Origin of the sequence: Pseudomonas sp. Z1-14 (assembly GCF_051132005.1) — a bacterium.
Taxonomy (GTDB): Bacteria; Pseudomonadota; Gammaproteobacteria; order Pseudomonadales; family Pseudomonadaceae; genus Aquipseudomonas.
Genome location: NZ_CP071646.1, coordinates 2,091,994 through 2,118,226, shown reverse-complemented (window position 1 = coordinate 2,118,226; position 26,233 = coordinate 2,091,994). Strand labels below are relative to the sequence as shown.

The 26,233-nt window shown below is 61.5% G+C and carries 21 protein-coding genes; 10 read left to right on the top strand and 11 right to left on the bottom strand.

Annotated elements, in window-relative coordinates; genetic code table 11:
• Positions 1-10 precede the first annotated feature (10 nt).
• Together J3P89_RS09755 and J3P89_RS09750 are read left to right on the top strand one after the other, a co-directional pair.
• A complete protein-coding gene (locus tag J3P89_RS09755) occupies positions 11-676 on the top strand; it encodes a CoA transferase subunit B (RefSeq protein ID WP_003180355.1) in 666 nt (221 codons plus the stop codon).
• 11 nt (positions 677-687) lie between these two features.
• Complete coding sequence (locus tag J3P89_RS09750) at positions 688-1,869, top strand: acetyl-CoA C-acetyltransferase (RefSeq protein ID WP_434697398.1); 1,182 nt, start codon at positions 688-690, stop codon at positions 1,867-1,869.
• A gap of 327 nt (positions 1,870-2,196) precedes the next feature.
• Here J3P89_RS09750 and J3P89_RS09745 read toward each other — a convergent pair whose 3' ends face one another.
• Positions 2,197-2,910: a FadR/GntR family transcriptional regulator gene (locus tag J3P89_RS09745; RefSeq protein ID WP_434630082.1), complete on the bottom strand. Its 714-nt coding sequence runs from the start codon at positions 2,908-2,910 to the stop codon at positions 2,197-2,199.
• A 327-nt stretch (positions 2,911-3,237) separates the two neighbouring features.
• Between J3P89_RS09745 and J3P89_RS09740 the strand changes: the two genes are divergently transcribed.
• Together J3P89_RS09740 and gudD are read left to right on the top strand one after the other, a co-directional pair.
• The gene (locus J3P89_RS09740; RefSeq protein WP_434697397.1) at positions 3,238-4,584 is read left to right on the top strand and encodes an MFS transporter; all 1,347 of its coding nucleotides are present in this window, start codon (positions 3,238-3,240) and stop codon (positions 4,582-4,584) included.
• 30 nt (positions 4,585-4,614) lie between these two features.
• Entirely contained in the window at positions 4,615-5,958 is a 1,344-nt protein-coding gene (gene gudD, locus J3P89_RS09735) for a glucarate dehydratase (protein ID WP_434697396.1), read from the top strand.
• Positions 5,959-6,104: 146 nt separating this feature from the next.
• Here the strand turns inward: gudD and glgB are convergent, their stop codons facing one another.
• From glgB to J3P89_RS09720, 3 genes are all read right to left on the bottom strand, one after another.
• Complete coding sequence (gene glgB / locus J3P89_RS09730; RefSeq protein WP_434697395.1) at positions 6,105-8,339, bottom strand: 1,4-alpha-glucan branching protein GlgB; 2,235 nt, start codon at positions 8,337-8,339, stop codon at positions 6,105-6,107.
• 11 nt (positions 8,340-8,350) lie between these two features.
• Positions 8,351-11,695 carry a maltose alpha-D-glucosyltransferase gene (treS, locus tag J3P89_RS09725; RefSeq protein ID WP_434697393.1) on the bottom strand — a complete coding sequence of 1,115 codons (3,345 nt, stop codon included), beginning with the start codon at positions 11,693-11,695 and terminating at the stop codon, positions 8,351-8,353.
• A gap of 162 nt (positions 11,696-11,857) precedes the next feature.
• Positions 11,858-13,855, bottom strand: a complete 1,998-nt coding sequence (locus J3P89_RS09720) for an alpha-1,4-glucan--maltose-1-phosphate maltosyltransferase (protein ID WP_434697392.1) — start codon at positions 13,853-13,855, stop codon at positions 11,858-11,860.
• A 210-nt stretch (positions 13,856-14,065) separates the two neighbouring features.
• Between J3P89_RS09720 and J3P89_RS09715 the strand changes: the two genes are divergently transcribed.
• Positions 14,066-14,230, top strand: coding sequence for a hypothetical protein (locus J3P89_RS09715; RefSeq protein ID WP_434573316.1), 165 nt, complete (start codon positions 14,066-14,068; stop codon positions 14,228-14,230).
• 623 nt (positions 14,231-14,853) lie between these two features.
• Positions 14,854-15,075, top strand: a complete 222-nt coding sequence (locus J3P89_RS09710) for a hypothetical protein (RefSeq protein WP_434697391.1) — start codon at positions 14,854-14,856, stop codon at positions 15,073-15,075.
• Here J3P89_RS09710 and J3P89_RS09705 read toward each other — a convergent pair.
• The gene (locus tag J3P89_RS09705) at positions 15,068-15,565 is read right to left on the bottom strand and encodes an MgtC/SapB family protein (protein ID WP_434697390.1); all 498 of its coding nucleotides are present in this window, start codon (positions 15,563-15,565) and stop codon (positions 15,068-15,070) included. The two genes, J3P89_RS09710 and J3P89_RS09705, sit on opposite strands and share 8 nt — an antisense overlap.
• Positions 15,566-15,701: 136 nt before the next feature.
• On the opposite strand from J3P89_RS09705, the gene J3P89_RS09700 reads away from it, so the two are divergent.
• The 3 genes from J3P89_RS09700 (at position 15,702) to mapR (ending at position 19,089) form a co-directional block, all read left to right on the top strand.
• Complete coding sequence (locus J3P89_RS09700; RefSeq protein WP_434697389.1) at positions 15,702-15,938, top strand: DUF3203 family protein; 237 nt, start codon at positions 15,702-15,704, stop codon at positions 15,936-15,938.
• Between the two features lie 191 nt (positions 15,939-16,129).
• A complete protein-coding gene (gene ccoG, locus J3P89_RS09695) occupies positions 16,130-17,542 on the top strand; it encodes a cytochrome c oxidase accessory protein CcoG (RefSeq protein WP_434697388.1) in 1,413 nt (470 codons plus the stop codon).
• A 137-nt stretch (positions 17,543-17,679) separates the two neighbouring features.
• Positions 17,680-19,089 (top strand): GntR family transcriptional regulator MpaR, encoded by a 1,410-nt coding sequence (gene mapR / locus J3P89_RS09690; RefSeq protein WP_305500207.1) that lies wholly within the window; start codon positions 17,680-17,682, stop codon positions 19,087-19,089.
• Between the two features lie 112 nt (positions 19,090-19,201).
• Here mapR and J3P89_RS09685 read toward each other — a convergent pair whose 3' ends face one another.
• Both J3P89_RS09685 and J3P89_RS09680 read right to left on the bottom strand, forming a co-directional pair.
• A complete protein-coding gene (locus tag J3P89_RS09685; RefSeq protein WP_305500206.1) occupies positions 19,202-19,948 on the bottom strand; it encodes an SDR family oxidoreductase in 747 nt (248 codons plus the stop codon).
• Between the two features lie 98 nt (positions 19,949-20,046).
• The gene (locus J3P89_RS09680) at positions 20,047-20,925 is read right to left on the bottom strand and encodes a Dyp-type peroxidase (protein WP_434697387.1); all 879 of its coding nucleotides are present in this window, start codon (positions 20,923-20,925) and stop codon (positions 20,047-20,049) included.
• 224 nt (positions 20,926-21,149) lie between these two features.
• Here J3P89_RS09680 and ampC point away from each other — a divergent pair, with 224 nt between their 5' ends.
• A complete protein-coding gene (ampC, locus tag J3P89_RS09675) occupies positions 21,150-22,298 on the top strand; it encodes a class C beta-lactamase (protein WP_434697386.1) in 1,149 nt (382 codons plus the stop codon).
• A gap of 148 nt (positions 22,299-22,446) precedes the next feature.
• Here ampC and J3P89_RS09670 read toward each other — a convergent pair whose 3' ends face one another.
• From J3P89_RS09670 to J3P89_RS09655, 4 genes are all read right to left on the bottom strand, one after another.
• Entirely contained in the window at positions 22,447-22,995 is a 549-nt protein-coding gene (locus tag J3P89_RS09670; protein ID WP_434697385.1) for a DUF4174 domain-containing protein, read from the bottom strand.
• Between the two features lie 135 nt (positions 22,996-23,130).
• Positions 23,131-24,489 (bottom strand): erythromycin esterase family protein, encoded by a 1,359-nt coding sequence (locus J3P89_RS09665; protein ID WP_434697384.1) that lies wholly within the window; start codon positions 24,487-24,489, stop codon positions 23,131-23,133.
• Between the two features lie 69 nt (positions 24,490-24,558).
• Positions 24,559-25,344 carry a sulfite exporter TauE/SafE family protein gene (locus tag J3P89_RS09660; protein WP_434697383.1) on the bottom strand — a complete coding sequence of 262 codons (786 nt, stop codon included), beginning with the start codon at positions 25,342-25,344 and terminating at the stop codon, positions 24,559-24,561.
• A 110-nt stretch (positions 25,345-25,454) separates the two neighbouring features.
• Positions 25,455-26,204, bottom strand: coding sequence for a hypothetical protein (locus J3P89_RS09655; protein ID WP_434573300.1), 750 nt, complete (start codon positions 26,202-26,204; stop codon positions 25,455-25,457).
• Between the last annotated feature and the right edge of the window lie 29 nt (positions 26,205-26,233).

Sequence of the window (26,233 nt, the reverse complement as noted above, 5' to 3'; positions counted from 1 at the left end):
GAATAACACCATGGCACTTTCCCGCGAACAAATGGCTCAGCGCGTCGCCCGCGAAATGCAGGACGGCTACTACGTGAACCTCGGTATCGGCATCCCGACCCTGGTCGCCAACTACATTCCCGAAGGCATGGAAGTCATGCTGCAATCGGAAAACGGCTTGCTCGGCATGGGCGCGTTCCCCACCGAAGCCGAAGTCGATGCGGACATGATCAACGCCGGCAAACAGACGGTCACCGCGCGCATCGGCGCTTCGATCTTTTCTTCGGCCGAATCCTTCGCCATGATCCGTGGCGGCCACATCGACCTGACCGTACTCGGCGCGTTCGAAGTCGACGTCGAGGGCAACATCGCGTCGTGGATGATTCCCGGCAAGCTGGTCAAGGGCATGGGCGGCGCGATGGACCTGGTGGCCGGTGCCGAGAACATCATCGTCACCATGACCCATGCGTCCAAGGACGGTGAGTCGAAACTGCTGCCGCGCTGCAGCCTGCCGCTGACCGGCGCCGGTTGCATCAAGCGCGTACTGACTGACCTCGCCTACCTGGAAATCCAGGACGGCGCCTTTATTCTCAAGGAACGTGCCCCAGGCGTCAGCGTCGAGGAAATCGTCGCCAAGACCGCCGGCAAGCTGATCGTGCCGGACCACGTACCTGAAATGCAGTTCGCTGCCCAGTGAGGAGAGATTCGATGCAAGAAGTCGTGATTGTCGCCGCTACCCGTACCGCCATCGGCAGCTTCCAGGGCTCGCTGGCGGCCATTCCCGCGCCGGAACTTGGCGCCGCGGTGATCCGTCGCTTGCTGGAACAGACCGGTCTTTCCGGCGAGCAAGTCGATGAAGTGATCCTCGGCCAGGTATTGACTGCAGGTTCCGGACAGAACCCGGCGCGCCAGGCGTCGATCCTCGCCGGCCTGCCCCATGCCGTGCCAGCACTGACCCTGAACAAAGTCTGCGGCTCGGGTCTCAAGGCGCTGCACCTGGGCGCCCAGGCGATTCGCTGCGGTGATGCCGAAGTCATCATCGCCGGCGGCATGGAGAACATGAGCCTGGCCCCGTACGTGTTGCCAGCGGCCCGCACCGGTTTGCGCATGGGTCACGCGAAGATGATCGACAGCATGATCACCGATGGCCTGTGGGACGCGTTCAACGATTACCACATGGGCATCACCGCCGAGAACCTGGTGGACAAATACGGCATCAGCCGCGAGGCGCAGGATGCCTTCGCCGCGGCGTCCCAACAGAAAGCCGTCGCCGCCATCGAAGGCGGTCGTTTCGCCGATGAGATCACGCCGATCCTGATTCCCCAGCGCAAGGGCGATCCGGTGGCCTTTGCTACTGACGAGCAGCCCCGCGCCGGTACTACCGCTGAATCCTTGGCCAAGCTCAAGCCGGCCTTCAAGAAAGACGGCAGCGTCACTGCGGGCAATGCGTCCTCGCTCAACGATGGCGCCGCCGCCGTGATCCTGATGAGCGCCGAAAAAGCCAAGGCGCTGGGCTTGCCGGTATTGGCAAAAATCAGTGCTTACGCCAACGCCGGTGTCGACCCGGCCATCATGGGCATCGGCCCGGTCTCGGCCACCCGTCGCTGCCTGGACAAGGCCGGCTGGTCGCTGGATCAACTTGACCTGATCGAAGCCAACGAAGCCTTCGCCGCCCAATCCCTGGCTGTGGCCAAGGAACTGCAATGGGACATGGACAAGGTCAACGTCAACGGCGGCGCCATTGCCCTGGGCCATCCGATCGGGGCATCGGGTTGCCGGGTGCTGGTGACGCTGTTGCATGAAATGATCAAGCGCGACGCCAGGAAAGGCCTCGCGACACTGTGCATCGGCGGTGGCCAGGGCGTGGCTCTCGCGCTGGAACGGGCGTAACCGGCAACAGGCAAAACGGTGGCTGCGCGGACCCACGATATCCGCGCGATCACTGGCAGCAGACCGGCACAACTTTGGTTGCGCCGGTTTTTTTTGCCTGCACCGGCCCCGTGGCGAGGGAGCTTGCTCCCGCTCGACTGCGCAGCAGTCGCAAAACCGGCTGACGCGATCAGACTGCGGGAATGCAAGGGGCCTGCTGCGCAGGCCAGCGGGAGCAAGCTCCCTCGCCACGGGGGATTCGCCATTGCGCCGAATTCGTCAGCGCCTGCAATCGAATGTGGGAGCGAGCCTGCTCGCGAAGGCGGTAGTTCAGGCGACGCGGATCCTTCAGGTCCCTGCGCCAAACCGGTCGCGGCTGTTGGTCAGGTGCAGCCACATGGCGGCGCGGGCGGCGTCGGGGTCCTGGCGCTGGATGGCGTTGAAAATCGCCTCGTGCTCCAGGTTCGCAAACTGCGCCAGCTTGCCCAGGTCCGCCTGGCCGCGCTCGGCCATGTTCACCCGGGTGCGGGGAATCATCGCACTGCCCAGGTGCTGCATGATTTCGACAAAACAGCTGTTGTCCGTGGCCTCAGCGATCAGCAAATGAAAACGCCGGTCAGCCTCGACGCAGCTGTCGTTGTTGTTGAGCAAGCGCTGGTAGTCATCCAGCGCCTGACGCATCTGCTGCAATTGCTCCTCACTGCGGCGCTGGGCCGCCAGCGCCGCGGCCTGGGTTTCCAGGCCCAGGCGCAATTCGAGAATCCCGCGCACGCCCGCTGCAGTATCGACGTTGAGCCTCAGCCCCTGCTCTCCCGTCTGCTCCAGCACAAAAGTGCCGATGCCATGGCGAGTCTCCACCAACCCCGAGGCCTGCAATTTGGAAATCGCCTCGCGCACCACCGTGCGGCTGACCCCATGCTCGCGCACGAAAGCACCCTCCGATGGCAGTTTCTCCCCGGGTTTCAACTGCCCCAGCAGGATGCTCTGGCTCAACTTCGCCACCAGGTCATGGGCCAGGTTGTGGGTGCGCTTGCGCAGAGGCGTTTGAGTGTCTTGCTGCATGTGCCACGGGTTCCTTGAAAACAGGCTCGTCGATCCTACCATCCGCCGCGTCGGAGTTGTTTGTCGATGCAAGCCAACTTGTATGACAACACTAAATATCACGCTGATTTAATCCTGGAAAGCTCACCAGGCATTTGTTGTCTCAACGCCTGACCAATCCGGCATAACCTCGTCAAAGCCAACAACCACAGCATAAGGATCGACCACACCCAATCCAATCGTGCTTAAAAACTGCTTGTCAGATAAAAAAATCAACTTGTATGATGTCTATCAACATCGGCACCTGCACGATGCCCCGCATAAAAATAAACAGTGGGAGAAAATCCAGTGAACTCATCCAGCCTCAAGGCAGATGCCGGCGCGGATCCGGTGCTGTCCTCGGCCATATCCAAGGTCAAGCGCCACATCCTGCCGCTGTTCGTCATCATGTTCATCGTCAACTACATCGACCGTGTGAACATCGGCTTCGTCCGTTCCCATATGGAGCACGACCTGGGCATCGGCGCAGCCGCCTATGGTTTTGGCGCCGGCCTGTTCTTCATCGGCTACGCGCTGTTCGAAGTCCCGTCCAACATCCTCCTGCAACGCATCGGCGCCCGTATCTGGCTGACCCGCATCATGCTCACCTGGGGCCTGGTGGCGGCAGGCATGGCCTTCATCCAGAACGAAACCCACTTCTACATCCTGCGTTTCCTGCTGGGTGTGGCCGAAGCCGGTTTCTTTCCCGGCGTGATCTACTACTTCACGCGGTGGCTGCCCGGCGTCGAGCGCGGCAAGGCCATCGCGATTTTCCTCAGCGGCTCGGCGATCGCTTCGCTGATCTCCGGCCCGCTGTCGGGGCTGCTTTTGCAGATCAACGGCCTGGGCATGCACGGCTGGCAGTGGATGTACTTCATCGAGGGGATGTTTTCGGTCTGCCTCTGTGTGTTCGTCTGGTTCTGGCTGGACTCCAAGCCTCACGACGCCAAGTGGCTCAGTCGCGACGAGCAGGATGCGCTGGTCAAGGCCATCGACGATGAACAGGCGGCCCGTGAAGCGGCGACGCCGATCAAACTGTCGATCGGCCAATTGCTCAAGGACCGCCAGATCATCCTGTTCTGCCTGATCTATTTCTTTATCCAACTGACCATCTACGCGGCGACCTTCTGGCTGCCGAGCATCATCAAGAAGATGGGCGAGCTCAGCGACCTTCAGGTAGGGCTGTTCAATTCGATTCCCTGGCTGCTGTCGATCGTCGGCATGTACGCCTTCGCCTCGCTGTCGGCCAAATGGAAGTTCCAGCAGGCCTGGGTTGCCGCTGCCCTGTTGATCGCTGCGGCAGGCATGTTCATGTCCACCACCGGCGGGCCGATCTTCGCCTTCGTTGCGATCTGCTTCGCGGCCCTGGGTTTCAAGTCCGCCTCTTCGCTGTTCTGGCCGATTCCTCAGGCCTACCTGGACGCACGGATCGCCGCCGGTGTCATCGCGCTGATCAATTCGGTGGGCAACCTCGGCGGATTCGTCGCCCCGACTACTTTCGGCCTGCTTGAGCAGCACACCGGCTCGATCCAGGGCGGGCTCTATGGCCTGGCGGCCACATCGATCATTGCCGCGATCATCGTGTTTGCCGCGCGCAATACGCCCAAGCCGAAAACCATCAAGCCTTCCACCGACCCGGCTACCAGTCACGCCTGACCACAACAATAACTCAAGGATCCGTACACGATGACTACCCAAGAAACCAGCAAAGCTCCGATCATCACCAGCATGCAAATTGTGCCCGTGGCTGGCCACGACGGCATGTTGCTCAACCTCAGCGGTGCCCATGGCCCGTTTTTCACCCGCAACATCGTGATTCTCAAGGACAACGCCGGGCATACTGGCGTGGGCGAAGTGCCCGGCGGTGAGCGCATTCGCCAGACCCTCGAAGATGCTCGCTCACTGGTGGTTGGCAGTCCGATCGGCACCTACCAGAAAATCCTCAACAGCGTACGCCAGGCCTTTGCCGATCGTGACGCCGGCGGTCGCGGCCTGCAGACCTTCGACCTGCGTATCACCATCCACGCCGTCACCGGCCTGGAAGCTGCGTTGCTCGACCTGCTCGGCCAGCACCTGGATGTGCCGGTCGCCGCCCTGCTCGGCGAAGGCCAGCAGCGCGATGAAGTGAAGATGCTCGGCTACCTGTTCTACGTCGGTGATCGCCAGCAGACCGACCTGCCCTACCGCAGCGAACCGCAGGCTGAAAATGACTGGTTCCGCGTACGCCACGAAAAAGCCCTGGATGCTGACGCGGTGGTACGTCTGGCCGAGGCGGCCCACGCGCACTATGGCTTCGAGGATTTCAAGCTCAAGGGCGGCGTGCTCAGGGGCGATGAAGAGATCGAAGCGGTGACGGCGTTGGCCGAGCGTTTCCCCCAGGCGCGCATCACCCTGGACCCGAACGGCGCCTGGTCACTCAAGGAGGCCATCCGCCTGTGCCGTGATCAGCACAAGGTGCTGGCCTATGCCGAAGACCCTTGCGGTGCCGAGAATGGTTATTCGGGTCGTGAAGTCATGGCCGAATTCCGTCGCGCCACAGGCCTCAAGACCGCCACCAACATGATTGCCACCGACTGGCGCGAAATGGGTCACGCGATTACGTTGCAGTCGGTCGACATTCCCTTGGCGGACCCGCATTTCTGGACGATGCAGGGTTCGGTGCGAGTGGCGCAAATGTGCAATGAATGGGGCCTGACCTGGGGCTCTCACTCCAACAATCACTTCGATATTTCCCTGGCGATGTTTACCCACGTCGCGGCCGCCGCACCGGGCGACATCACCGCCATCGACACTCACTGGATCTGGCAGGACGGCCAACGGCTGACCAAGGCGCCCTTGCAGATCCGCGGTGGCTGCGTGCAGGTGCCGAAGAAACCGGGGCTGGGGATCGAACTGGACATGGACCAGTTGGCCAAGGCTCATGAGTTGTACAAAGGCATGGGACTTGGGGCGCGGGATGATTCGGTGGCGATGCAGTATCTGATCCCGGGCTGGACATTCAACAACAAGCAGCCGTGCCTGGTGCGCTGAGAGGCTGAGGACTTTTAGCTCAGCACTGTGGGAGCGAGCCTGCTCGCGATAGCGGAGTGTCTGTCAGCACTTTTGTGACTGACTGACCGCCATCGCGAGCAAGCTCGCTCCCACATTGGATCAATGTGATCCAAATGAATCCGGGCCTATCCCTCCGGTCGCAGGATCAGCACCGCCAGCGGCGGCAGGTTCAGTTCCAGCGACAGCGCCTGGCCATGGCTGGGGATCGCCTCGGTGGATGCACCGCCGCCGTTGCCATAGTTGGAACCGGCATAGGTGTCGGCGTCGCTGTTGAGCAATTCCACCCAGCGTCCGCCAAACGGCACGCCGACCCGATACGCCTCGCGCGGCACCGGCGTGAAGTTGGCGACCACCAGCACCGGCCGGCCATCCTTGCTCCAGCGCAACCACGCATAGACACTGTTGACTGCGTCGTCTCCAATCAGCCATTGGAACCCTTGCGGCGCATCGTCCTGGTCGTGCAGCGCCGGTTCTTCGCGATAGAGCCGGTTCAGGTCGCTCACCAGTTTCTGCACGCCCCGGTGCTCCGGGTATTGCAGCAGGTACCAGTCCAATTGCTGGTCGTGGTTCCACTCGCGCCATTGGCCAAACTCGCAGCCCATGAACAACAGTTTTTTGCCGGGATGGCCCCACATGAAGCTCAGGTAGGCGCGCAGGTTGGCGAATTTCTGCCAGCGGTCACCGGGCATCTTGTCGATCAGCGAGCGTTTGCCGTGGACCACTTCATCATGGGAAATCGGCAAGACAAAACGCTCTGACCAGGCGTAAACCAGGCCGAAGCTCAGTTCGTTGTGGTGATGAGCGCGGTACACCGGGTCCTGCTGGATGTAATGCAGCGAATCGTGCATCCAGCCCATGTTCCATTTGTAGGCGAAACCCAGGCCGCCCTGCTGCGTGCTCTGGCTGACACCCGGCCACGCCGTGGACTCCTCGGCAATCACCAGCGCGCCGGGCGTCTCCAGTGCAACCACGTCGTTGAGGTGGCGCAGGAAGTCGATGGCTTCCAGGTTCTCCCGTCCGCCGTGGCGGTTGGGTACCCACTCGCCGGCCTTGCGCGAATAGTCGCGATACAGCATCGAGGCCACCGCATCGACCCGCAGGCCGTCGACGTGGAAATGCTTGAGCCAATGCAAGGCCGAGGCCAGCATGAACCCATGGACTTCGGTGCGCCCGAGGTTGTAGATCAGCGTGTCCCAATCCTGGTGGAAGCCTTCCAGCGGGTTGCCGTATTCATACAGCGCGGTCCCGTCGAACTGGGCCAGGCCGTGGGTATCGGTCGGGAAATGCGCCGGCACCCAATCGAGGATCACGCCGATATTGGCCTGGTGGCAGGCGTTGACGAACGCGGCGAAATCATCGGGCGAACCGAAACGCGCGGTTGGGGCAAATTGCGACAGCGGTTGATAGCCCCACGAGCCGCCAAACGGGTGTTCCATGATCGGCATCAGTTCGATGTGGGTGAAGCCCAGGTCCTTGACGTAGGGAATTAACCGCTCGGCCATTTCATGCCAGTTGTACTGCCGGGAAACCTCCCCCGCCTCGTCGATCTCGCACTGCCAGGAACCGGCGTGCAACTCGTAGATCGACAGCGGCGCACCTGGTAGCTGACGCTCGCGTCGGCTTTGCATCCACTCGTCGTCTTGCCACTCGATTTTCAACGGCGCGGCGACCTTGGATGCCGTGTCCGGCGGCATCTGGGTGGCCAGGGCCACCGGGTCGGCCTTGAGCGGCAGGATACCGTGAGCGCCGAGGATTTCGTATTTGTAGCCTTCACCCGGGCCCAGCCGCGGGATGAATATCTCCCACACGCCGGACGGATAACGGATGCGCATTGGATGCCGGCGCCCGTCCCAGACGTTGAAGTCCCCCACCACCGACACCCGGCGCGCGTTCGGCGCCCAGACTGCGAAGCGCACACCGTCGACGCCATCGACCGTCTTCAGTTGCGCACCGAGGCACGCGCTGAGGTCGCGGTGATTGCCCTCGGCGAACAGGTAAAGATCCATCTCCCCCAGCAGCGGGCCGAAGCTGTAGGGGTCTTCGGCAACCTGCTCGCCGCCCGCCCAACGGGTGCGCAGCAGGTACGGCTGTGCGCGGTCGAAATGGCCGACGAACAGGCCCGGCGTTTCGGTGGCCTGCAATTCGCCCAGCTCCTCGCCGCCGTCACGGGCGAGCACATGCACGCTCAACGCACCGGGCAGGTACGCGCGGATAAATTGCCCGCCCGCCTCGTCGCCATGCGGGCCCAGGATCGAGAACGGATCTTGGTGTTCGGCGCGCACCAGCGCGTCGATGTCGTGGGGGGCCGGCAACAATGCCTCTTTGGCCTGCCCCTGGGTTTCCTTGTTCGAGACGCTCATGATTCTCTCCACTAAATCGGTCCGGCTAAATCGGAAAAGGGTTGCAGCCCACTCAACAGCCCGTACAGACCGTGCAACGGCACGGGCAGCCAGGCGGGGCGATTCTCGGCTTCATAAGCCACTTCATAGGCCGCCTTCTCCAGGCCGAACAACGCCAGCGCGGCGTCCTCGCCTTCAGCATCCTTCCATTCATGGGCAAGACTAGCTGCCGCCAGCCGATACGCCTCGACAAATGCCTGGCGGGCCTCAATCAAATAGCGGTCGGCAACCCGTTTGCGCGCCGCATCGGCGTCGGCCGTGGTGTCCACGGTGTGCAGTTGAACCGCCATCGCTGCCGCGTAATCGAAGGAACGCAGCACGCCGCTGACGTCCTTGTACGGGCTGTGCTTGCCACGCCGCTCATGCAACGGCCGCGCCGGCTCACCCTCGAAGTCGATCAGGTAGGCGTCGCCCTTGATCACCAGCACCTGCCCCAGGTGCAGGTCGCCATGCACCCGGATACGCAAGCCACCGGCGGCCTTGCCGGCCAGTTCCTGGACATGGGCCAGCACGGTTTTCCTGTGTTCCAGCAAGCGTGCGACCATGGCTTGGTCCGCGGGGTTCAATTGCCCCTGGTTCTGCTTGAGCAGACGCAAGGCGTTTTCCACCTGGGCGACGACGTCCTTGCCGATCGCCTGGGCCTCTTTGGCGCTGGTGGCCTGCGGCGCGAAGTCCGGGTTGTCGGTGGGCTGGGCAAGCACCTTGTGCATTTCCCCCAGACGCTGGCCGAGCATGCCGGCGAAGTCCTTCAGCTCGCCCAGGGCGTTGTAATGCTGTTCCTGTTCGGACACCGCGTCCGCCAGTTCGTCGCGCAAGGCGCGCTCGAGGTTGTTCTGGGTCCATTCCCACGCATCACCCTGATTGCTCAGGTAACCCTGGGCGATCATCAGCAGCGCATCCTCGCCCCTCGCGTCGCGGCGAATCACCGAACCCAGCAGCGGCGAAATATTGCTGAAGCCGGCAGCGGTCAGGTAAGCACTCATCTCCAGTTCCGGATGCACGCCCGACGCGACCTTGCGGATCAGCTTGAGCACCAGGCTGCCGCCAACCACCACCGAACTGTTGGACTGCTCGGCGGACAGGTAGCGCACCTCCGGCTCGGCGCCAAGGTTCAGCGCCGCCAGGCCTGCGGTGGGTTCAAAACGCAACTCGCCATCGGCGCACGGCAATACCGTGTTGGCCTGGATGCCTTGCATCACGGCTCGCACGAAGCTCTCCAGGGTGAACGCATCGGTAATCAGCCCGACCTGACGCCCCCGGCGGACCCGCGATAAGGCCAGTTGCTGGGGCAGCGCCGGGCCCACCTGGTCCTCGGCCAACAGACCGAATGGCAGTTGATAGCGCAACGTCTGACCGGCGCTGGTCACGTCGATTTCGCTCAACAGCACAGGCCGTTGCGGATCACCGAAGCGCACGCCATAGACGATGTCGACTTTCTCGATGGCGCTGTCCTTGCCGGCGAACCAGCGACGGTTCTGCAGCCAGCTTGGCAGAATGCTCTGCTCCAACGTCGTGCGTGACGGCGCCTCAAGCAATTCTTCCAGGCGCTTTTTCAGTACCAGCGTGGTGAAGTCCGGCAGGCTCTGGGCAGGTTCCACATGCCAGCTCGGCATCTGGTTTTCCGCCGCCAGGGCGAACCAGTAGAAGCCGTACGGTGCCAGGGTCAGGAGGAAATTCAACTGGCCGATGGGCGGGAAGGCATTACCCCCGAGCATTTCCACCGGGACCATGCCGGCATAGGCCGACAGGTCCAGCTCCGCCGCCTGGGCGCTACGTGAAACGTTGGCCACGCAGAGAATGATTTCATGCTTGCCATCCGGGCCGGTGTATTCACGGGTGTAGGCAAGGATTCGGCGGTTGCTCGGCGACAGCATTTTCAGCGTGCCCCGGCCGAAGGCCTTGGACTGCTTGCGCACCGCGAGCATCCGACGGGTCCAGTTGAGCAGCGAATGCGGGTCGCCGGCCTGGGTCTCGACGTTCACCGAGAGGTAGCCGTACTGTGGATCCATGATCGGCGGCAGCACCAGACTCGCCGGGTCGGCGCGGGAGAAACCGCCGTTGCGGTCGATGGACCACTGCATCGGCGTGCGCACGCCGTCGCGGTCACCGAGGTAGATGTTGTCGCCCATGCCGATTTCATCGCCGTAATACAAAGTCGGCGTACCGGGCATCGACAGCAGCAAACTGTTGAGCAATTCCACGCGGCGACGGTCGCTCTCCATCAGCGGCGCCAGGCGACGGCGAATGCCCAGGTTGATCCGCGCCCGGCGATCGGCCGCGTAGTAATTCCACAGGTAGTCGCGCTCCTTGTCGGTGACCATTTCCAGGGTCAGCTCATCGTGGTTGCGCAAGAAAATCGCCCATTGGCAATTGGCCGGAATTTCCGGCGTCTGGCGCAGGATGTCGGTGATCGGGAAACGATCCTCCTGGGCCAGCGCCATGTACATGCGCGGCATCAGCGGAAAGTGGAACGCCATGTGGCATTCGTCGCCATTGAGGCCTTGAGCGTCGACATCGCCAAAATACAGCTGGGTGTCTTCCGGCCACTGATTGGCCTCGGCCAGCAGCATGCGGTCGGGGTAATTGGCGTCGATCTCGGCGCGGATCAACTTGAGGACATCATGGGTCTCGGGCAGATTCTCGTTGTTGGTGCCGTCGCGCTCGATCAGGTACGGAATCGCGTCCAGGCGCAGGCCATCGATGCCCATGTCGAGCCAGTAGCGCATCACCGACAGCACGGCCTTGATGACCTGCGGGTTGTCGAAGTTGAGGTCCGGCTGGTGAGAATAGAAGCGGTGCCAGAAGTACTGGCCGGCCACCGGATCCCAGGTCCAGTTGGACTTCTCGGTATCGAGGAAAATGATCCGCGTGCCGTCGTACTTGTGATCGTCATCCGACCAGACGTAGAAATCCCGCGCCTTCGAGCCCTTCTTGGCCTTGCGCGCGCGCTGGAACCAGGGATGCTGGTCCGAGGTGTGGTTGATGACCAGCTCGGTGATGACCCGCAGGTTGCGCTTGTGGGCCTCGGCAATGAAGCGCCGCGCATCGGCCATGGTGCCGTAGTCGGGGCTGACGCCACGGTACTCTGCAATGTCATAACCGTCATCGCGCCGGGGCGAAGGATAGAACGGCAGCAGCCAGATGGTGTTGACGCCCAGGTCGGCAATGTAGTCGAGCTTCTCGATCAGCCCGGGAAAGTCGCCGATCCCGTCGTTGTTGGAGTCGAAATAGGATTTGACGTGGACCTGATAGATCACCGCGTCCTTGTACCAGAGCGGGTCATTGATAAAGGTGGCAGACCGGGGTTTCTTGGCCATTTGCAACTCCTGAAAATTCGATAAAACCGCTGGGCTGGCTGGCGATATCTACGTGGCGAGGGAGCTTGCTCCCGCTGGGCTGCGTAGCGGCCCTCTGAGGTCACGACTGCTGCGCAGCCGAGCGGGAGCAAGCTCCCTCGCCACGAAAGCCGTTCTCGCGCCTCACGCCACGCTGATCCGCCAGATCCCGAACGGCTGGTATGCCGGGTCGATCCGCATGAACTGGTACTTGCCGTACCAGGTCCAGCGGTGGCCGTTCATCAAATCCTCGCCCTGGGTCTGGGCATCGTCCGGCAGGCCCATCTCCCACAACGGCAACTCGAAATTGGCTTCCTGGACGTTGTGCGGATCGAGGCTCACCGCCACCAGGATGAAATTGCTGCCATCCGGCGTGCGCTTGCCGAAGTACAGGATGTTGTCGTTCCAGGCGTTATAGATCTTCAGGCCCAGGTGTGTATGCAGCGCCGGGTTCTGGCGGCGGATACGGTTGAGCTGGGCGATCTCGGCGATGATGTTGCCCGGCGCGGTGAAATCCCTTGGACGGATTTCGTACTTCTCCGAATCGAGGTATTCCTCCTTGCCTGGCACCGCTGCTGATTCGCAAAGCTCGAAGCCCGAATACATGCCCCACAGGCCCGACCCCATGGTCGCCAGCGCGGCGCGAATCAGAAAACCGGCGCGCCCCGACTCATGGAGGAACGCCGGGTTGATATCCGGCGTATTGACGAAAAAATTCGGCCGGTAGCATTCGCGCAAAGGCGACTCATTGAGCTCAGTGAAATAGGTCGCCAGTTCGGCCTTGGTGTTGCGCCAGGTAAAATAGGTGTAGCTCTGGGAATAACCGACCTTGCCCAGCCGCGCCATCATCGCCGGCGTGGTGAAGGCTTCCGCCAGGAACATCACCTCTGGGTACTGCGCGCGCACGTCGGCGATCAGCCACTGCCAGAACGGCAACGGCTTGGTGTGGGGATTGTCGACGCGGAATATCTTCACGCCCTCGTTGACCCAGCCCACCACGATGTCACGCAGTTCGGTCCACAGGCTCGGTATCGCATCGGCGGCGTAGAAATCGACGTTGACGATGTCCTGGTATTTTTTCGGCGGATTCTCCGCGTATTTGATCGTGCCGTCCGGCCGCCAGCTGAACCAGCCCGGATGCTGCTTGAGCCAGGGGTGGTCCTGGGAACACTGGATGGCGAAGTCGAGGGCGATTTCCAGGCCGTGATCGGCTGCGGCGGCCACCAGGCGGCGGAAATCCTCGCGAGTGCCCAACTGCGGGTGAATCGCCTCGTGCCCGCCCTCCTCGCTGCCAATGGCGTAAGGGCTGCCCGGATCGTCAGGACCGGCGGTCAGGGAGTTGTTCGGACCTTTGCGGAAACTGCGACCGATCGGGTGGATCGGCGGGAAGTACAGCACGTCGAAGCCCATGTCCTGGATCACCGCCAGGCGCGAATGCACGTCATTGAACGTGCCGTGGCGGCTGGGATCATCGGTGATTGAACGGGGGAACAGCTCATACCAGCTGGCGAATTCGGCCCGTTCACGCTCCACGTCAAGCGGATACTCGGGACTGATGCTCAGGTAAGGCCGATGGTCGGCCAGCGACATCAGGTCCGCACTGCGTGGTTCAAGGAACAAGGCGACCTGTTCTTCCGGCAACAGACTCGAAAGCTGCTGGTGCAACTCGGCCAGCTGTTCGCTCAATTCGCCATCGCTGCGCTCGGCAGCCTGTTGCACGTGATTGCGCCCTTCCTGCAGCTCCAGGCTGATGGGGACCCCGGCGGCGAATTTTTTTTCCAGCTCGTAGCGGAAGCTGGCGAACTGATCAAACCAGGCCTCGATGCAAAACACGTAGCGGCCGACGGCCGGTACGTTAAATTGACCGCGCCAGCTGTTGTTGCCCAGCTCGGTCATCACTTCGCTGTTCCAGATATCGTCTTCCAGCGCACGCCAGCGGATTCGCACAGCCAACTTATCGTGGCCATCGGCAAACACCTTGCTGGTCACCGTCACGTCCTGTCCCGCCAGGGCCTTGGCGGCAAACTGCCCGCCATCGATCACCGGCATGGTGTTTTCAATCGCAATACGTGGCAATAACAAGGCCTGGGACAACGGCAGATGCGGGTTGTACACCAGGTCGGTCGGCTGTTCGGCAGTCATCGAGCATCGCTCCTTCTACGCCCCATGGACGCGCTTGTGGCGGTAAAGGCCCAATGGGTCCCTGATTTAACTCACTTAAGCTCCGAACCGGACCGGCGACCAAAAGTTCAGCGCGATTTACTGGCCGGCGCCGGGGAATCAAACCCGTCGGGCCATGGTCAACCAGACAAGCACGACTCAAGCCACATCCACCCCCGGAGGCCCGATCGAATGACCATTCCCATCCCGGCCGAAACACCCGATCCGAACATCGACGACCCGACCCTGCCGCCACCCGGTCCGGATCCCGAGCCGATTCCAGAGAAAGACCCACCGCTGGACCCGCAACCGCCTTTGGGCGATCCGCCGAGCGAGGCGCCGCCGGAGCGGGTTTGACAAATTAGCTTAGCTATCCATCGGCGAGAGGCGAACGCCGTGTCGTCTCGCGGCCCCATGACCGTTCGTCGCCTCGCCTAATTCATCACGTAAAAAAATAATGTTTCACAAGTAAGAATTTTCCTACCTGAAATTCAAGTAATAGACGCACAAGTTGAAACATCAAGAGAGTGCAATTGCTTGTATCTTCATAAAAAAACCATAGCCATACGTTTTTATTTCCCCTCCTTCGCCTTTCGCCTCCCAATATTTGCCACAAAAGCTCATCAGAAATTTCTCATGAGCATGAAGGATCCGTCCTACAAGATAAAAAAATCGAAATTGCAATATAACGACCCTTCCTTTAAATATTGAGCATCCAATATTTCGTTGGCTGCTTTAATCAAGGAAAGAGGCGCTCAACATGAAACTGACTAACAAGAAAACCCAAAAGCTGGGCGAAGTAATATTTTCCTTCACTGACGATTTTGGCAGTACACCATATACGGGAAGTGTAGGCTTCTTATGCTACGCAGGCTGTGCAGGTGATAAGCCCATTACATCCGTCAGGGATAAATACTAAACAGGCACACGCCCGGGTCTTTTAACAACAGGATTGCCAAAGACCCGCCTGAGAACCAATCATGAAACTAAGTCTTTATAACTACGAGCTGTTAAATTTCGACAGCGCGAATGCCGTTAGTCAAGATAAAGGCTTCGCACGCAGTGATTCCCCCGCAATATTGAAATCGCCGAAGGATCTGCAACTGGGAGAACGTATCACCAGAAGCGATATCGATGCTCTGCCCTCAAACCGCTACCTGGTTCCGAGGGCAGCCGTAATTAAAACCCCAGTTGTTACTTAGGCTCTTTTTCCAGCGCGCGAACAATCATCGGCATCACACTGAAAATCGCCAGCGCCAGCACCGTACTGAGCACCGCTGTCGCTTCCCGGCCCAATCCGGCGGCAACGCCGATGGCGGCGGTCATCCACAGGCCGGCGGCGGTGGTCAGGCCTTTTACGTGGCTTTCGTCGCCATTGTCGTTTTTCAGGATGGTGCCGGCGCCGAGGAAGCCGATGCCGGCGACGACGCCCTGGATCACCCGGCTCATCGCGTCGGCCTGGGAGCCGGACATTTGCGGCACCAGCACGAACAGCGCAGCGCCCAGGGCCACCAGCATATGGGTGCGCACGCCGGCGGCCTTGCCCTTGTGCTCACGCTCGAACCCGAGGATGCCCCCCAGCAGTGCAGCCATTACCAGGCGCACCGTCACCCGCGTCATTTGCTCGGTATCGGTGATGTCGGCGAATTCAGCTTGCAGGGTTATCCAGACTTCATCCCACCACGATTCCATGGACCTTCCTCTCTTCACTCGATAAATGATGGACCACAAGCGATGCGAGACGTGCGACCGACCGCTGATCAGCCGCAACGAACCCTGCCGGCGGCACGCCACCTAACGTTCAGACATTGAAGGAAGGAGCATCAGCATGACTGTACGAATCGATGACAACCGGACCTGCCACTTCGACACCCCCAACGGCCCGGAACAGCGACCGGCGAGCGAGTTGACGGTCATTACCGACCCGGACAAGGCCATGTCAGCCGTGGAGCTCAATGGCGGGCGGGTCTACCTGACCGAGGCGGAAGTGGATGCCCTGACCGTGGCCGGAGCGATTGACGGACGGCAAAACCTCAAGGCGACTGACAGCGACTCGGTGGTTTGAATCCTCAACGGCAAGGGAGCTTGCTCTCTTGCCGTTGAGGTTGTTCGGTCATCGCCGGGTGCATCAAAGTGTCGCAGGGCCGGGGCCGTGCGGCATCTGATCCGGTTTTTATCAAGCTACCTGAGTCTGTTATGCAAACAGTTCGATGGTCATAGTGCTCCGGCCAGATAGCGGCTGATGAGCGAACGACCATGAGCGAAAGAATCCCCGCCCAGTTGATACAGACCTTCGACCCCGCACCCACTAGGATCAGGTCCAGGACTACCGACAACCTGATCCACACCCGCAGCTTCAGCGGTTTGTTTCGTACCCTGCGTATCAGCGGTGCCGGCGTCCTGTTCCTGCTGTTCTTCGGCACGGTGTGGCTGGACTGGAACGGTCGCCAGGCAGTGCTCTGGGATCTTTCCGAAAGCAAATTCCACATTTTCGGCGCGACCTTCTGGCCCCAGGACTTCATCCTGCTCTCGGCGTTGTTGATCATTGCCGCGTTCGGCCTGTTTGCGATTACCGTGTTCGCCGGGCGCGTGTGGTGCGGCTACACCTGTCCTCAGAGCTCATGGACCTGGATCTTCATGTGGGTCGAGAAGATCACCGAAGGTGAGCGCAACCAGCGGATCAAGCTGCAAGCCGCGCCGTGGGGCGTGAACAAACTACTGCGACGCTCGGCCAAACATACGTTGTGGCTGGCCATCAGCCTGATCACCGGCCTGACGTTCGTAGGCTACTTCACCCCGATCCGGCCGCTGGCGGAAGAGCTGCTGACCCTGCAAATGGCTGGCGTCAGTCTGTTCTGGGTGGTTTTTTTCACCGGGGCGACCTACCTCAACGCCGGCTGGCTGCGCGAAGCCGTGTGCATGCACATGTGCCCTTATGCGCGGTTCCAGAGCGTGATGTTCGATAAAGACACATTGACCATTTCCTACGACATGGCCCGTGGCGAAATTCGCGGCCCGCGCAAACGCGATGCGATCCCGGCCAATATCGGGCTGGGCGACTGCATTGACTGCCAGATGTGCGTACAGGTCTGCCCGACCGGCATCGATATTCGCGACGGTCTGCAAATGGAATGCATCGGCTGTGCGGCCTGCATCGACGCCTGCGATTCGGTCATGGACAAGATGGGCTACGCCCGTGGCCTGATCAAATACACCTCCGAACGTCAGCTGCAAGGCGGCAAGACTCACCTGCTGAGACCACGGCTGGTCGGCTACACGGCGGTATTGATGGTCATGATCGCTGCGCTGGCCCTGGCACTGGTGGAGCGGCCAATGGTGTCGCTGGATGTGAGCAAGGACCGTGGCCTGTTCCGTGAGAACAGCCAGGGCCAGATCGAAAACATCTACAGCCTGAAGATCATCAACAAGACCCAGCAACGCCAGGCGTATCAATTATCGCTGTCGGACGGCGCTGGTTTCGTCCTGCAAGGCAGGACGCAGCTGAGCCTGGCACCCGGAGAAATCGTTGACGTGCCGGTGTCGGTGGCGATGCTCAGCGAACGGCCCCGGAGCGGGTCCCAGGAACTGACATTCAAGGTCGCCGACAGTGATGAGCCCGATATTTACAGCGAAGCAAAAAGCCGTTTTGTAGCACCGATGAATCGATGAAGCCTTAAGATGTGCCTTGTGATCGCGATGGCGGAACGCCAGACGACCTCAGCGTTGAATGTGCAGGCCTCATCGCGAGCAAGCTCGCTCCCACATTTAAAAACGCGAACCACGCGTTATTCCAAACCGGGCCTGCCATGAAACGCTACGAAAAATTTGCCGACGATATCGCCGAACTGATCCGCTCCGGCATGCTCGGGCCGGGCCAACGGGTGCCGTCGGTGCGCTACGCCAGCCAGACCTACGGCGTCAGTCCGTCAACCGTGTTCCAGGCCTATTACCTGCTGGAGCGACGTGGTCTGATCCGTGCCCGGCCGCGCTCCGGCTACTTCGTCAATCATCACGCGCCGAGCCCGTTCTGCGAGCCGGTCGCCAGCAGCCAGGTCCACGAGTCCACCGAGGTCGACGTCAGCGAACTGGTATTTTCGGTGCTCGACTCGATCAAGGATCCGACGACCGTACCGTTCGGCTCGGCATTCCCCAGCCCGACGCTGTTTCCCCTGCAACGCCTGTCCCGCTCGTTGTCCAGCGCCACGCGGGACATGGATCCTCGCGTAGTGGTCACCGACATGTCGCCGGGCAACCCTCAACTGCGCCGCCAGATCGCCCTGCGCTATATGGTCGGCGGGCTGATGCTGCCCATGGAGGAACTGCTCGTCACCAACGGCGCCCTGGAAGCATTGAACCTGTGCCTGCAAGCCGTGACCGAGCCGGGCGACCTGGTGGCAATCGAGGCGCCCGCCTTCTATGCCAGCCTGCAAGTGCTCGAACGGCTGAAACTCAAGGCGGTGGAAATCCCCGTCCACCCACGCGACGGCATTGATCTCGATGTGCTGGAACAGACGTTGGCGCGCCATCCGGTCAAGGCCTGCTGGTGCATGACCAGCTTCCAGAACCCGATTGGCGCGACCATGCCCGAAGCGCGAAAACAAGCCCTGGTCGAACTGTTGCGTCGCTACCAGGTGCCGTTGATCGAGGATGATGTCTATGCCGAACTCTACTACGGCCAGCAGGCTCCCAAGCCGGCGAAAGCGTTCGACACCGAAGGCCTGGTGATGCACTGCGGCTCATTCGCCAAGAGCCTGGCCCCGGGCTACCGCATCGGCTGGGTCGCCGCCGGGCGCTACGCCCGGAAGATCGAGCGACTCAAGCTGATGACTTCACTGTGCGCCTCGATGCCGGCCCAGGCCGCGATCGCCGATTACCTGCAGCATGGCGGCTACGACCGTCACCTGCGCAAGTTGCGCTACGCCCTGGAAGAACAGCAAAGCGCCATGCTCGCCGCCATAGCCCGGTATTTTCCGGCGCAGACTCGGGTGAGCCAGCCGGCGGGTGGGTACTTCTTGTGGCTGGAGCTGCCGGAGCAGATTGATTCGCTGAAACTATTCCAGATGGCTCTGGCGCAAGGCATCAGTATCGCACCGGGGCCGATCTTCTCAGCGACCCGGCGCTTCAGGAACTGTATTCGCCTGAACTATGGCGGGCCCTGGACCGATGTGTCGGAAAAGGCCATGGAGACGTTGGGGCGGATTATCCGATCGTTCTGAGTGCGATGTAGCCTTTGGGATTGCCTTCGCGAGCAGGCTCGCTCCCACAGGGGATCGCATTCCAATGTGGGAGCGAGCTTGCTCGCGATGGCGCCGGAACAGGCATCCAGGATCAGCGCCCGCCCCCCAGCTCCACAAACGTCCCGGTCGCATACGAAGCCTTGTCCGACAGCAGCCAGATAATCGCCTCGGCCACTTCGTCCGGACGTCCGCCCCGGGCCATGGGGATCGCCGATTCCAGCTTGCTGACCCGCTCCGGATCGCCGCTGAGGGCATGGAAATCGGTGTAGATGTAGCCCGGGCGGACCGCATTGACGCGAATACCTTCGCCAGCGACCTCCTTGGAAAGGCCGACGGTGAAGGTGTCCAATGCGCCTTTGGAGGCCGCGTAGTCGACATATTCACCCGGTGCGCCCAAGCGGGCGGCAACCGAGGAAACGTTGACGATGCTGCCGCCCTGCCCGCCATGCCGGGGCGACATGCGCAGCACCGCCTGCTTGGCGCACAACATCGGCCCGAGCACGTTGGTCTTCAGGATCTTGAGCATGCGGAACTCGGACATTTCATCGAGTCGGGATTTATGGGCAACCGTACCGGCGTTGTTCACCAGGGCGGTGACGCGGCCCAGCTCGGTGTCCACGCGGTTGAACAGGCCGACCACTTCGTCCTCGATGCTCACGTCGGCCCGCACCGCAATGGCCTGCGCGCCCTTGGCACGGATCTGGGCGAGCACATCCTGGGCGGCGTTTTCATCCGACTGGTAGTTGATGCAGATCCGATAGCCCAGGTCGGCCGCCAACAACGCCGTGGCCGCCCCGATCCCACGCCCGCCACCGGTGATGACGATGACTTTATCCACGCTTGCTCTCCCGTTTCCAGGCAAATACGTCGGGCCCAAGGATAGCGTTGACTCGACGATTTGCACAACGCGACCGGCCTGCCGGGGCGGGACGCTGCTTAGCGGGCGAGAGCCCGCAGGTCCAGGCGCCCGTCCAACTGCGGCGGGCACCAGTAGTAACCACCGGTAATCGGCCGACTCATGCGATACAGGCCATCGGTAATACCGTCCTCCAGACCGCTCATGCGCCGCAATTGCGCCTCGAAGGCGTCCAGGGAAAAACCGAACGCCAGGAACATCAGGCCAGCGCGGTCACCTTCGATCCAGGGCATGGAACGGCGTACGACAAAAGCCTCCGGAGCAAAGCTTTCCTGGGCCGTGCGCTTGACGTGGGCAGACTCAGGCGCATCTTCGAGCTCTTCGTTATCGCTCAGACGCCGGCCCATGATGTTGTCTCGCTCATGGGGCTGCATCGCGGCGAAACCGTCCAGGTCATGCTGCCATTGCTGGATCGCAGCAAAACTGCCACCGCGCAGCCCGTCGTTGCCCTGGGCCAGGGCGGCGGCCACGGCCGCTTCGTTGTGAGGGTTTTCGGTGCCATCTTCGTAGCCGGTCAGGTCGTGGCCGGTCATGTGCCGAAAGGTTTCGTTCATCTGCACCAGACGCAGTGCCGGCGCCAATGCCGCTTCGATGGCGCGACTGCGGTGCATCAGCTCGCCCCGGTCCTCGCCGTGCAGCCAGCACCAGAGCGCGTGCTGGGTCGACGGGTTGTCCACGCCGACGCCCGCCAGCGCCGGGAACGCGCGCAAGCCTTCGACCTTGGCGCCCAGCGCCTGGACCAGCGACTCGCCAAAGCCGACTACCACGCGGCCATCCAGTTGCAGCAACAGCTTGTCGATCGCAGCCGGCAGTGCCTCGACCGATTCCAGGGCAAAAAACAGATGACGGGCCTGAGGCGGAACAGGGGTGGCGAGAATGCCGGGCTGGTAGTAACTCATGGGAACTCCTTTGGAAAGAGCCGCGAGTTTACCCGGCGGCCGCCGCTTTGTGTGGTTTGGCTTGAGGCCGGTCGCGTCAGGCCGCCGGGCTTTTTGTAGGAATGCTCCCGCATCCTTGTGGGACCACTCTGAACCTGGCCTCTACTCGATAGCCTCGGATTGCCCGACAGCGGAAAACGTCCTAGATTGACCGCCCTCAAGGAAGGCTAACGAGAGCGGTCCAGATGCACATTGCCAAATCGATACTCGCCGGGACTTTTGCCCTGGCCTGCGGGACGACCCCGGGCTTCGCCCAGGAGCGCATTGAAGACACGGTCAATGCCGTTATCCAACCCTTGATGAAAGAGCAGGACATCGCGGGCATGGCCGTGGCGATCACGCACAACGGCCAACGCCGGTTCTTCAATTATGGCGTTGCCTCCAAAGACACCAGAAAAGCCGTCACCGAGCAGACCCTGTTCGAAGTCGGCTCGATCAGCAAGACCTTTACCGCGACACTCGGCGCCTACGCCCAGGCCCAGGGCAAACTGCAGCTGTCAGACCTTGCCGGGCGCTATGCCCCCGAACTGCGCGGCAGTGCCCTTGAAAACGCCCGCCTGCTCGATCTCGCCACCTATAGCGCGGGCGGCCTGCCGTTGCAGTTTCCCGACGATGCCGACCATCCCGACCGGATGTTCGGCTACTACAAATCCTGGAAACCGCTCTACCCGGCCGGCACCCAGCGGCTCTATTCGAACCCGAGCATCGGCTTGTTCGGCTTCCTGGCGGCCCGCAGCCTGGGTCGACCGTTTGATGAAGTGATGGAACAGACGCTGATGCCCGGGCTGGGTCTCAAGCACAGCTACGTACAAGTGCCACACAATCAAATGGCAACCTACGCCCAAGGCTACGCCAAGGATGGCAAGCCTGTGCGGGTCGGGCCTGGCGCGCTGGCCTCCGAAGCCTACGGGGTGAAGATCAGCTCAGCGGACCTGATCCGGTTTGTCGAGGTCAATCTGCAACCCGGGAAACTGGACGCGGATCTGCAGCGAGCCGTTGCTACGACACACACAGGTTTCTACAAGGTTGGAGGGATGCATCAGGGGCTGGGCTGGGAGTTCTACCTACCTCCGCTCACCCTCGATGGGTTGCTCGCCGGCAACAGTCCACAGATGGCTTTGACGCCGCAAAAGGCCGAGCCGCTCACCCCACCGCTCCCCACGCCCGACGGCGCCTGGATCAACAAGACAGGTTCGACTAACGGTTTCGGCGCATACGCAGCGTTCGTCGCTGGAGAGGACTTGGGAATCGTGATGCTGGCGAACAAGAACTACCCGATTGAAGAACGCGTGAGAGCCGCGCACCAGATCCTGATGGCATTAGAAGCGCGATGAGGTGCTTTTGTGGCGAGGGAGCTTGCTCCCGCTGGGTCGCGAAGCGGCCCAAATCTGTCAGACGATGAGCCCGGAAAAAGCATAGGGCTGCTACGCAGCCCAGCGGGAGCAAGCTCCCTCGCCACAGGGGTATCGTTGCTTTCGGGAATCAGTCATCCAACGGTTTCGGCGCAGCCGCAGGCTTGGTCGCCTTGCCCGGCTTGGTGCCTTTGGCGTCCTTGGCCGGCTCGGGTTCCGGCGCTGGCGGTGGGGTGGGCGCCGTGGCTTGTTTTTCCGCCTCGGGCAGCTTGTCGACGGTATCGAACAGTTGCTTCAGTTCGATCGCGCCGGAATGCTCAAGCTTCTTTTCCCCGTCCTTGCCCACCAGGATGATCTTGGTCTGCGCTCCCGCTCCCAGCTTGAGGGAACGGATCAACGCCATGGTGCTTTGCGGGTCGAGGTCCTTGCCATCACGCTGGCCGATGGTATTGAGCACGGTATAGAGCACCATGTTGCGCTCCGAAAAACCCTGCTTGCCCGCCGGTTCGTCCAAGGCTTTCTTCAGGCTGACCCACGCAGGATCGACAGAACTGGGCGCAATGACAATCACAGGCCGGGACTTGCCCACCTCCGCTACCAGGGGTGAGTCGCCATCGGCGGCGAACAACGGGCCGGCGATGGCCAGCAAGGTAGCGAAGGTCAACGACCGAATAAGCATGCGCCTCTCCTTTTGATAATTACGCTGTACTGATTGCACATGGCGGCGATTGTTCCGCGAGAGTCGCCCGATACCGCTATTGCCTGCCTGAAGCTTAGGCCAACGGACCCATAGCGCAACCACGGCAGACCTGCTTCAGAGGCCAAACGGGAAGGTGTCTTCCTCGCGCTCCAGCGTGTGCGGCGTGGGCAACGGCGTGACGGCTTCGGTCTGCTCGAACCAGAGCCAGGCGTCGAACTGCTCGGCCAGTACCGCTTCGAAATAATGACTCTGGCGTTCGGTTTCAGGGCGGTAGATCACTCCGATCGCGCGTTCGAGCAGCGGCTCGGACAGCACCTCCAACAGCGCTTCGTCCGGGTCGGTCCGCCAGTCCGTAAGCGATGCGCGCACACCCGCGAGCAAAAACTCCCGCTCCCAACTGCCGGCCAGCGCCGGCACCACCTGCTTGATTTTCATCGGCGCGTCCCAATCGTCGGCCGCCGCCACGCTGCCACGGTCGGTCCCCATGCCCAGCAGCACCGCGCCACGGCCATAGGCCATTCGACACAACTGGCCGATGTTGAACTCACCCTCCCAGCCCATTCGTGTCGCGGCAGCGTTGCCGATGTGGGAGTTATGCGCCCAGACGATCGCTTTCGCATCGGGCCCGCGATGCTCCAGCAGGCTTTGCAAGGTGTCGAACATGTGCCGGTCGCGCAGGTTCCAGGATGACTTGCCGCCGCGATACATGGCGCGGTAGTACTGTTCGGCGGCGCGTACGACCCGGGCGTTCTGCACCGCGCTGAAGAAGCCCTCGTCATCCTCGATCAACGGATCAAGGCGCTCGGCGAGCAGCGTGTTGAGCTGTTCGACCACGGCGTCTTCGCATGTCGCCAGGTTGCCGCGCTCGGTGAAATGGCCATACAGCGCCGGGTCGTCGTGCCAGGGCGTCAGACAGCCATAACGATGGCGGGCGTCACGGGCCAGGTGGGGATGGCTCTTGTCGAGGTAATCGAGCACCTCGTCAATGGAGTGGCGCAGACTATAGACGTCCAAGCCGCGAAACTCCACGCGGCGAGCGTCAGGCTGGCCGAGGTTGTAGCGGCGCAACCAACGTACAAAGTCCTGGACGTCGGTGTTGCGCCACATCCAGCTGGGAAATCGGGCGAATGCCTGCTGCTTCCAGGCCGAGGGCCCCAGGTCGCGCACGCAGCGGTCGATTTGTCCAGCGTCGGGCCAGTCCGCTTCGACGGCAACAATGCCGAAGCCGTGATTCTCGATCAGGTGCCGGCTGATCGCAGCGCGGGTGCGGTAGAAATCATGGGTGCCGTGGCTGGCTTCGCCGATCAGCACGACCTTGGCGTCGGCGAAGCGATCAAACATTTCGCCAAAGCTCGGGCTGTCCTCGGCAGGCAGCGGTTCGGCGTGACGGCGCAGGATGTCGGCGATATCGGTGCGCGGTTCGGCGCGACGACGGCGCAGGCGTTGCAGCAGATCTCTGGCTGGGCTGTTCATGGATCGAGGCCTCATCAGTACCTGGTTTACAGGTATGACTATGCCGAGGCAGCCATGACTCCGACCAAATCAGAACGCGAGTTTGAAACCGATCATGGCCAACATCACCGCCAGGCAAGGGCGCAGGAGCTCGTCGGAAATGCGTCCCGACAAGTGGCTGCCCAGATAGATGCCCGGCAACGAACCAATCAGCAGAAAGCCGAGGATGTGCCAGTCCATGTTGCCCATGCTTGCGTGGCCAAGGCCCGCGACCAGGGTCAACGGCACGGCATGGGCGATTTCGGTGCCGACCAGGCGCTTGGTGACCAGGAACGGATAAAGGATGAACAGCGCGACGGTGCCCAGGGCGCCGGCGCCGATGGAAGTCAATGCGACCATCGTGCCCAGCACCAGGCCGGTGATGACAGTCAGCAGGTTGAGCCGCGAGCCACTGGGGTTGTAATGGCCGCCGGCGCGGTCATGGGCAAACTGCAGCAGGCGCTTCTTGAACAGGATTGCCAGGGCGGTGGCGAACAGCAAAAAGCCCAGGGCTTGCTTGATGACCGCGTTCATCGCGTCGGGAGAACTGTTCAGGCTGCTGAGAAACCACAGGGTCAGCCCAACCGCCGGCACACTGCCCAAAGTCAGCCAACCGGTGATGGCCCAGTCGATATTGCGGTTTTTCGCATGGACCAGAACGCCGCCGGATTTGGTAATGGCCGCGTACAGCAGGTCAGTCCCCACCGCCGTCGCGGGGTTGATGCCGAACCACAACAAAATGGGCGTCATCAGCGATCCGCCGCCGACGCCGGTCATCCCGACGATGAAACCGACCACCAGTCCCGCTACGACTAAACCGACATTACCGAAATCCATCAAACCCGTCTCAGCGCGACCGCATGAAAAATCTGGCCGCGAGCATAGCGATTTTTCTTATAACTCCCTATATCGATGTGATCTATGTTTATTCCATTTGCACGACGCAGCTACTGAACAGGCAGGAAATTGAGAAACAACAGACTCTGCGCATAATTCAAGCCGATTCGCCGATAGCGCTCGTCCAGCATCTGGGTCAGCAGGTCGAGGCGCGCGACGATCTTCCCGAACTCCACGGCAAAGCTCAGGTTGCTGCCCTCCTCCGAGATTTCATTGGAGAACAGCATCGGCGTGCCGTCCTTGTTCTGCCGCTGGCCCAATAGCCACGTGGCTTTCTCGATGTTGCGCGCCGCGTTGCTGACGAAGCGCGGATCAATGGTGTCGGTCATGTAGAACTCGAGACGGTTGCCGTGAGCCGTCACCAGCATGCTGCCAATGGCATAGATGAACGCTCCGACCCGGTCGCCGAGAAACTCGGGACTCATCGCGTAGCTCAGCGCTGCCAGGTCCTTCCTGTTGCCCAGGGCCGGCAAGGGTTGCTGCTGTTCAATCGCCTCGCGCACCTGTTTCACGGCGATACGGGCATCGAGAAAGCCGGATTTACGCAGTTCTTCCGGGTTGCGCAGGTAGAGCTTGTGCATCAGCAGGTAAAGGCTCTGCAGGTTGTCATGCATCGACAGCGTGGCCATGCGGTCGACGCTGGTCTGCAAGAACTCCTGGGGCCTGGCATTGCTGAACTGGGTAACCATGTCCTGGCCTTGCTGATGGCTGCATCCGCCGCTGAGCATCAGCAACAGGCTCGCCAGCAGCAAGCCGCAGCGACGTGGCAAGACCCTCACGGAATGTAAGACAGCGGCCATCGAATCTCGGTCTGGGCATGGGGAAGCGG

Coding starts and splice junctions, on each gene's coding strand:
- J3P89_RS09755 (WP_003180355.1), top strand. CDS start 11: ATGGCACTTTCCCGCGAACAAATGGCTCAGCGCGTCGCCCGCGAAATG.
- J3P89_RS09750 (WP_434697398.1), top strand. CDS start 688: ATGCAAGAAGTCGTGATTGTCGCCGCTACCCGTACCGCCATCGGCAGC.
- J3P89_RS09745 (WP_434630082.1), bottom strand. CDS start 2,910: ATGCAGCAAGACACTCAAACGCCTCTGCGCAAGCGCACCCACAACCTG.
- gudD (WP_434697396.1), top strand. CDS start 4,615: ATGACTACCCAAGAAACCAGCAAAGCTCCGATCATCACCAGCATGCAA.
- glgB (WP_434697395.1), bottom strand. CDS start 8,339: ATGAGCGTCTCGAACAAGGAAACCCAGGGGCAGGCCAAAGAGGCATTG.
- treS (WP_434697393.1), bottom strand. CDS start 11,695: ATGGCCAAGAAACCCCGGTCTGCCACCTTTATCAATGACCCGCTCTGG.
- J3P89_RS09720 (WP_434697392.1), bottom strand. CDS start 13,855: ATGACTGCCGAACAGCCGACCGACCTGGTGTACAACCCGCATCTGCCG.
- J3P89_RS09715 (WP_434573316.1), top strand. CDS start 14,066: ATGACCATTCCCATCCCGGCCGAAACACCCGATCCGAACATCGACGAC.
- J3P89_RS09710 (WP_434697391.1), top strand. CDS start 14,854: ATGAAACTAAGTCTTTATAACTACGAGCTGTTAAATTTCGACAGCGCG.
- J3P89_RS09705 (WP_434697390.1), bottom strand. CDS start 15,565: ATGGAATCGTGGTGGGATGAAGTCTGGATAACCCTGCAAGCTGAATTC.
- J3P89_RS09700 (WP_434697389.1), top strand. CDS start 15,702: ATGACTGTACGAATCGATGACAACCGGACCTGCCACTTCGACACCCCC.
- ccoG (WP_434697388.1), top strand. CDS start 16,130: ATGAGCGAAAGAATCCCCGCCCAGTTGATACAGACCTTCGACCCCGCA.
- mapR (WP_305500207.1), top strand. CDS start 17,680: ATGAAACGCTACGAAAAATTTGCCGACGATATCGCCGAACTGATCCGC.
- J3P89_RS09680 (WP_434697387.1), bottom strand. CDS start 20,925: ATGAGTTACTACCAGCCCGGCATTCTCGCCACCCCTGTTCCGCCTCAG.
- ampC (WP_434697386.1), top strand. CDS start 21,150: ATGCACATTGCCAAATCGATACTCGCCGGGACTTTTGCCCTGGCCTGC.
- J3P89_RS09670 (WP_434697385.1), bottom strand. CDS start 22,995: ATGCTTATTCGGTCGTTGACCTTCGCTACCTTGCTGGCCATCGCCGGC.
- J3P89_RS09665 (WP_434697384.1), bottom strand. CDS start 24,489: ATGAACAGCCCAGCCAGAGATCTGCTGCAACGCCTGCGCCGTCGTCGC.
- J3P89_RS09660 (WP_434697383.1), bottom strand. CDS start 25,344: ATGGATTTCGGTAATGTCGGTTTAGTCGTAGCGGGACTGGTGGTCGGT.
- J3P89_RS09655 (WP_434573300.1), bottom strand. CDS start 26,204: ATGGCCGCTGTCTTACATTCCGTGAGGGTCTTGCCACGTCGCTGCGGC.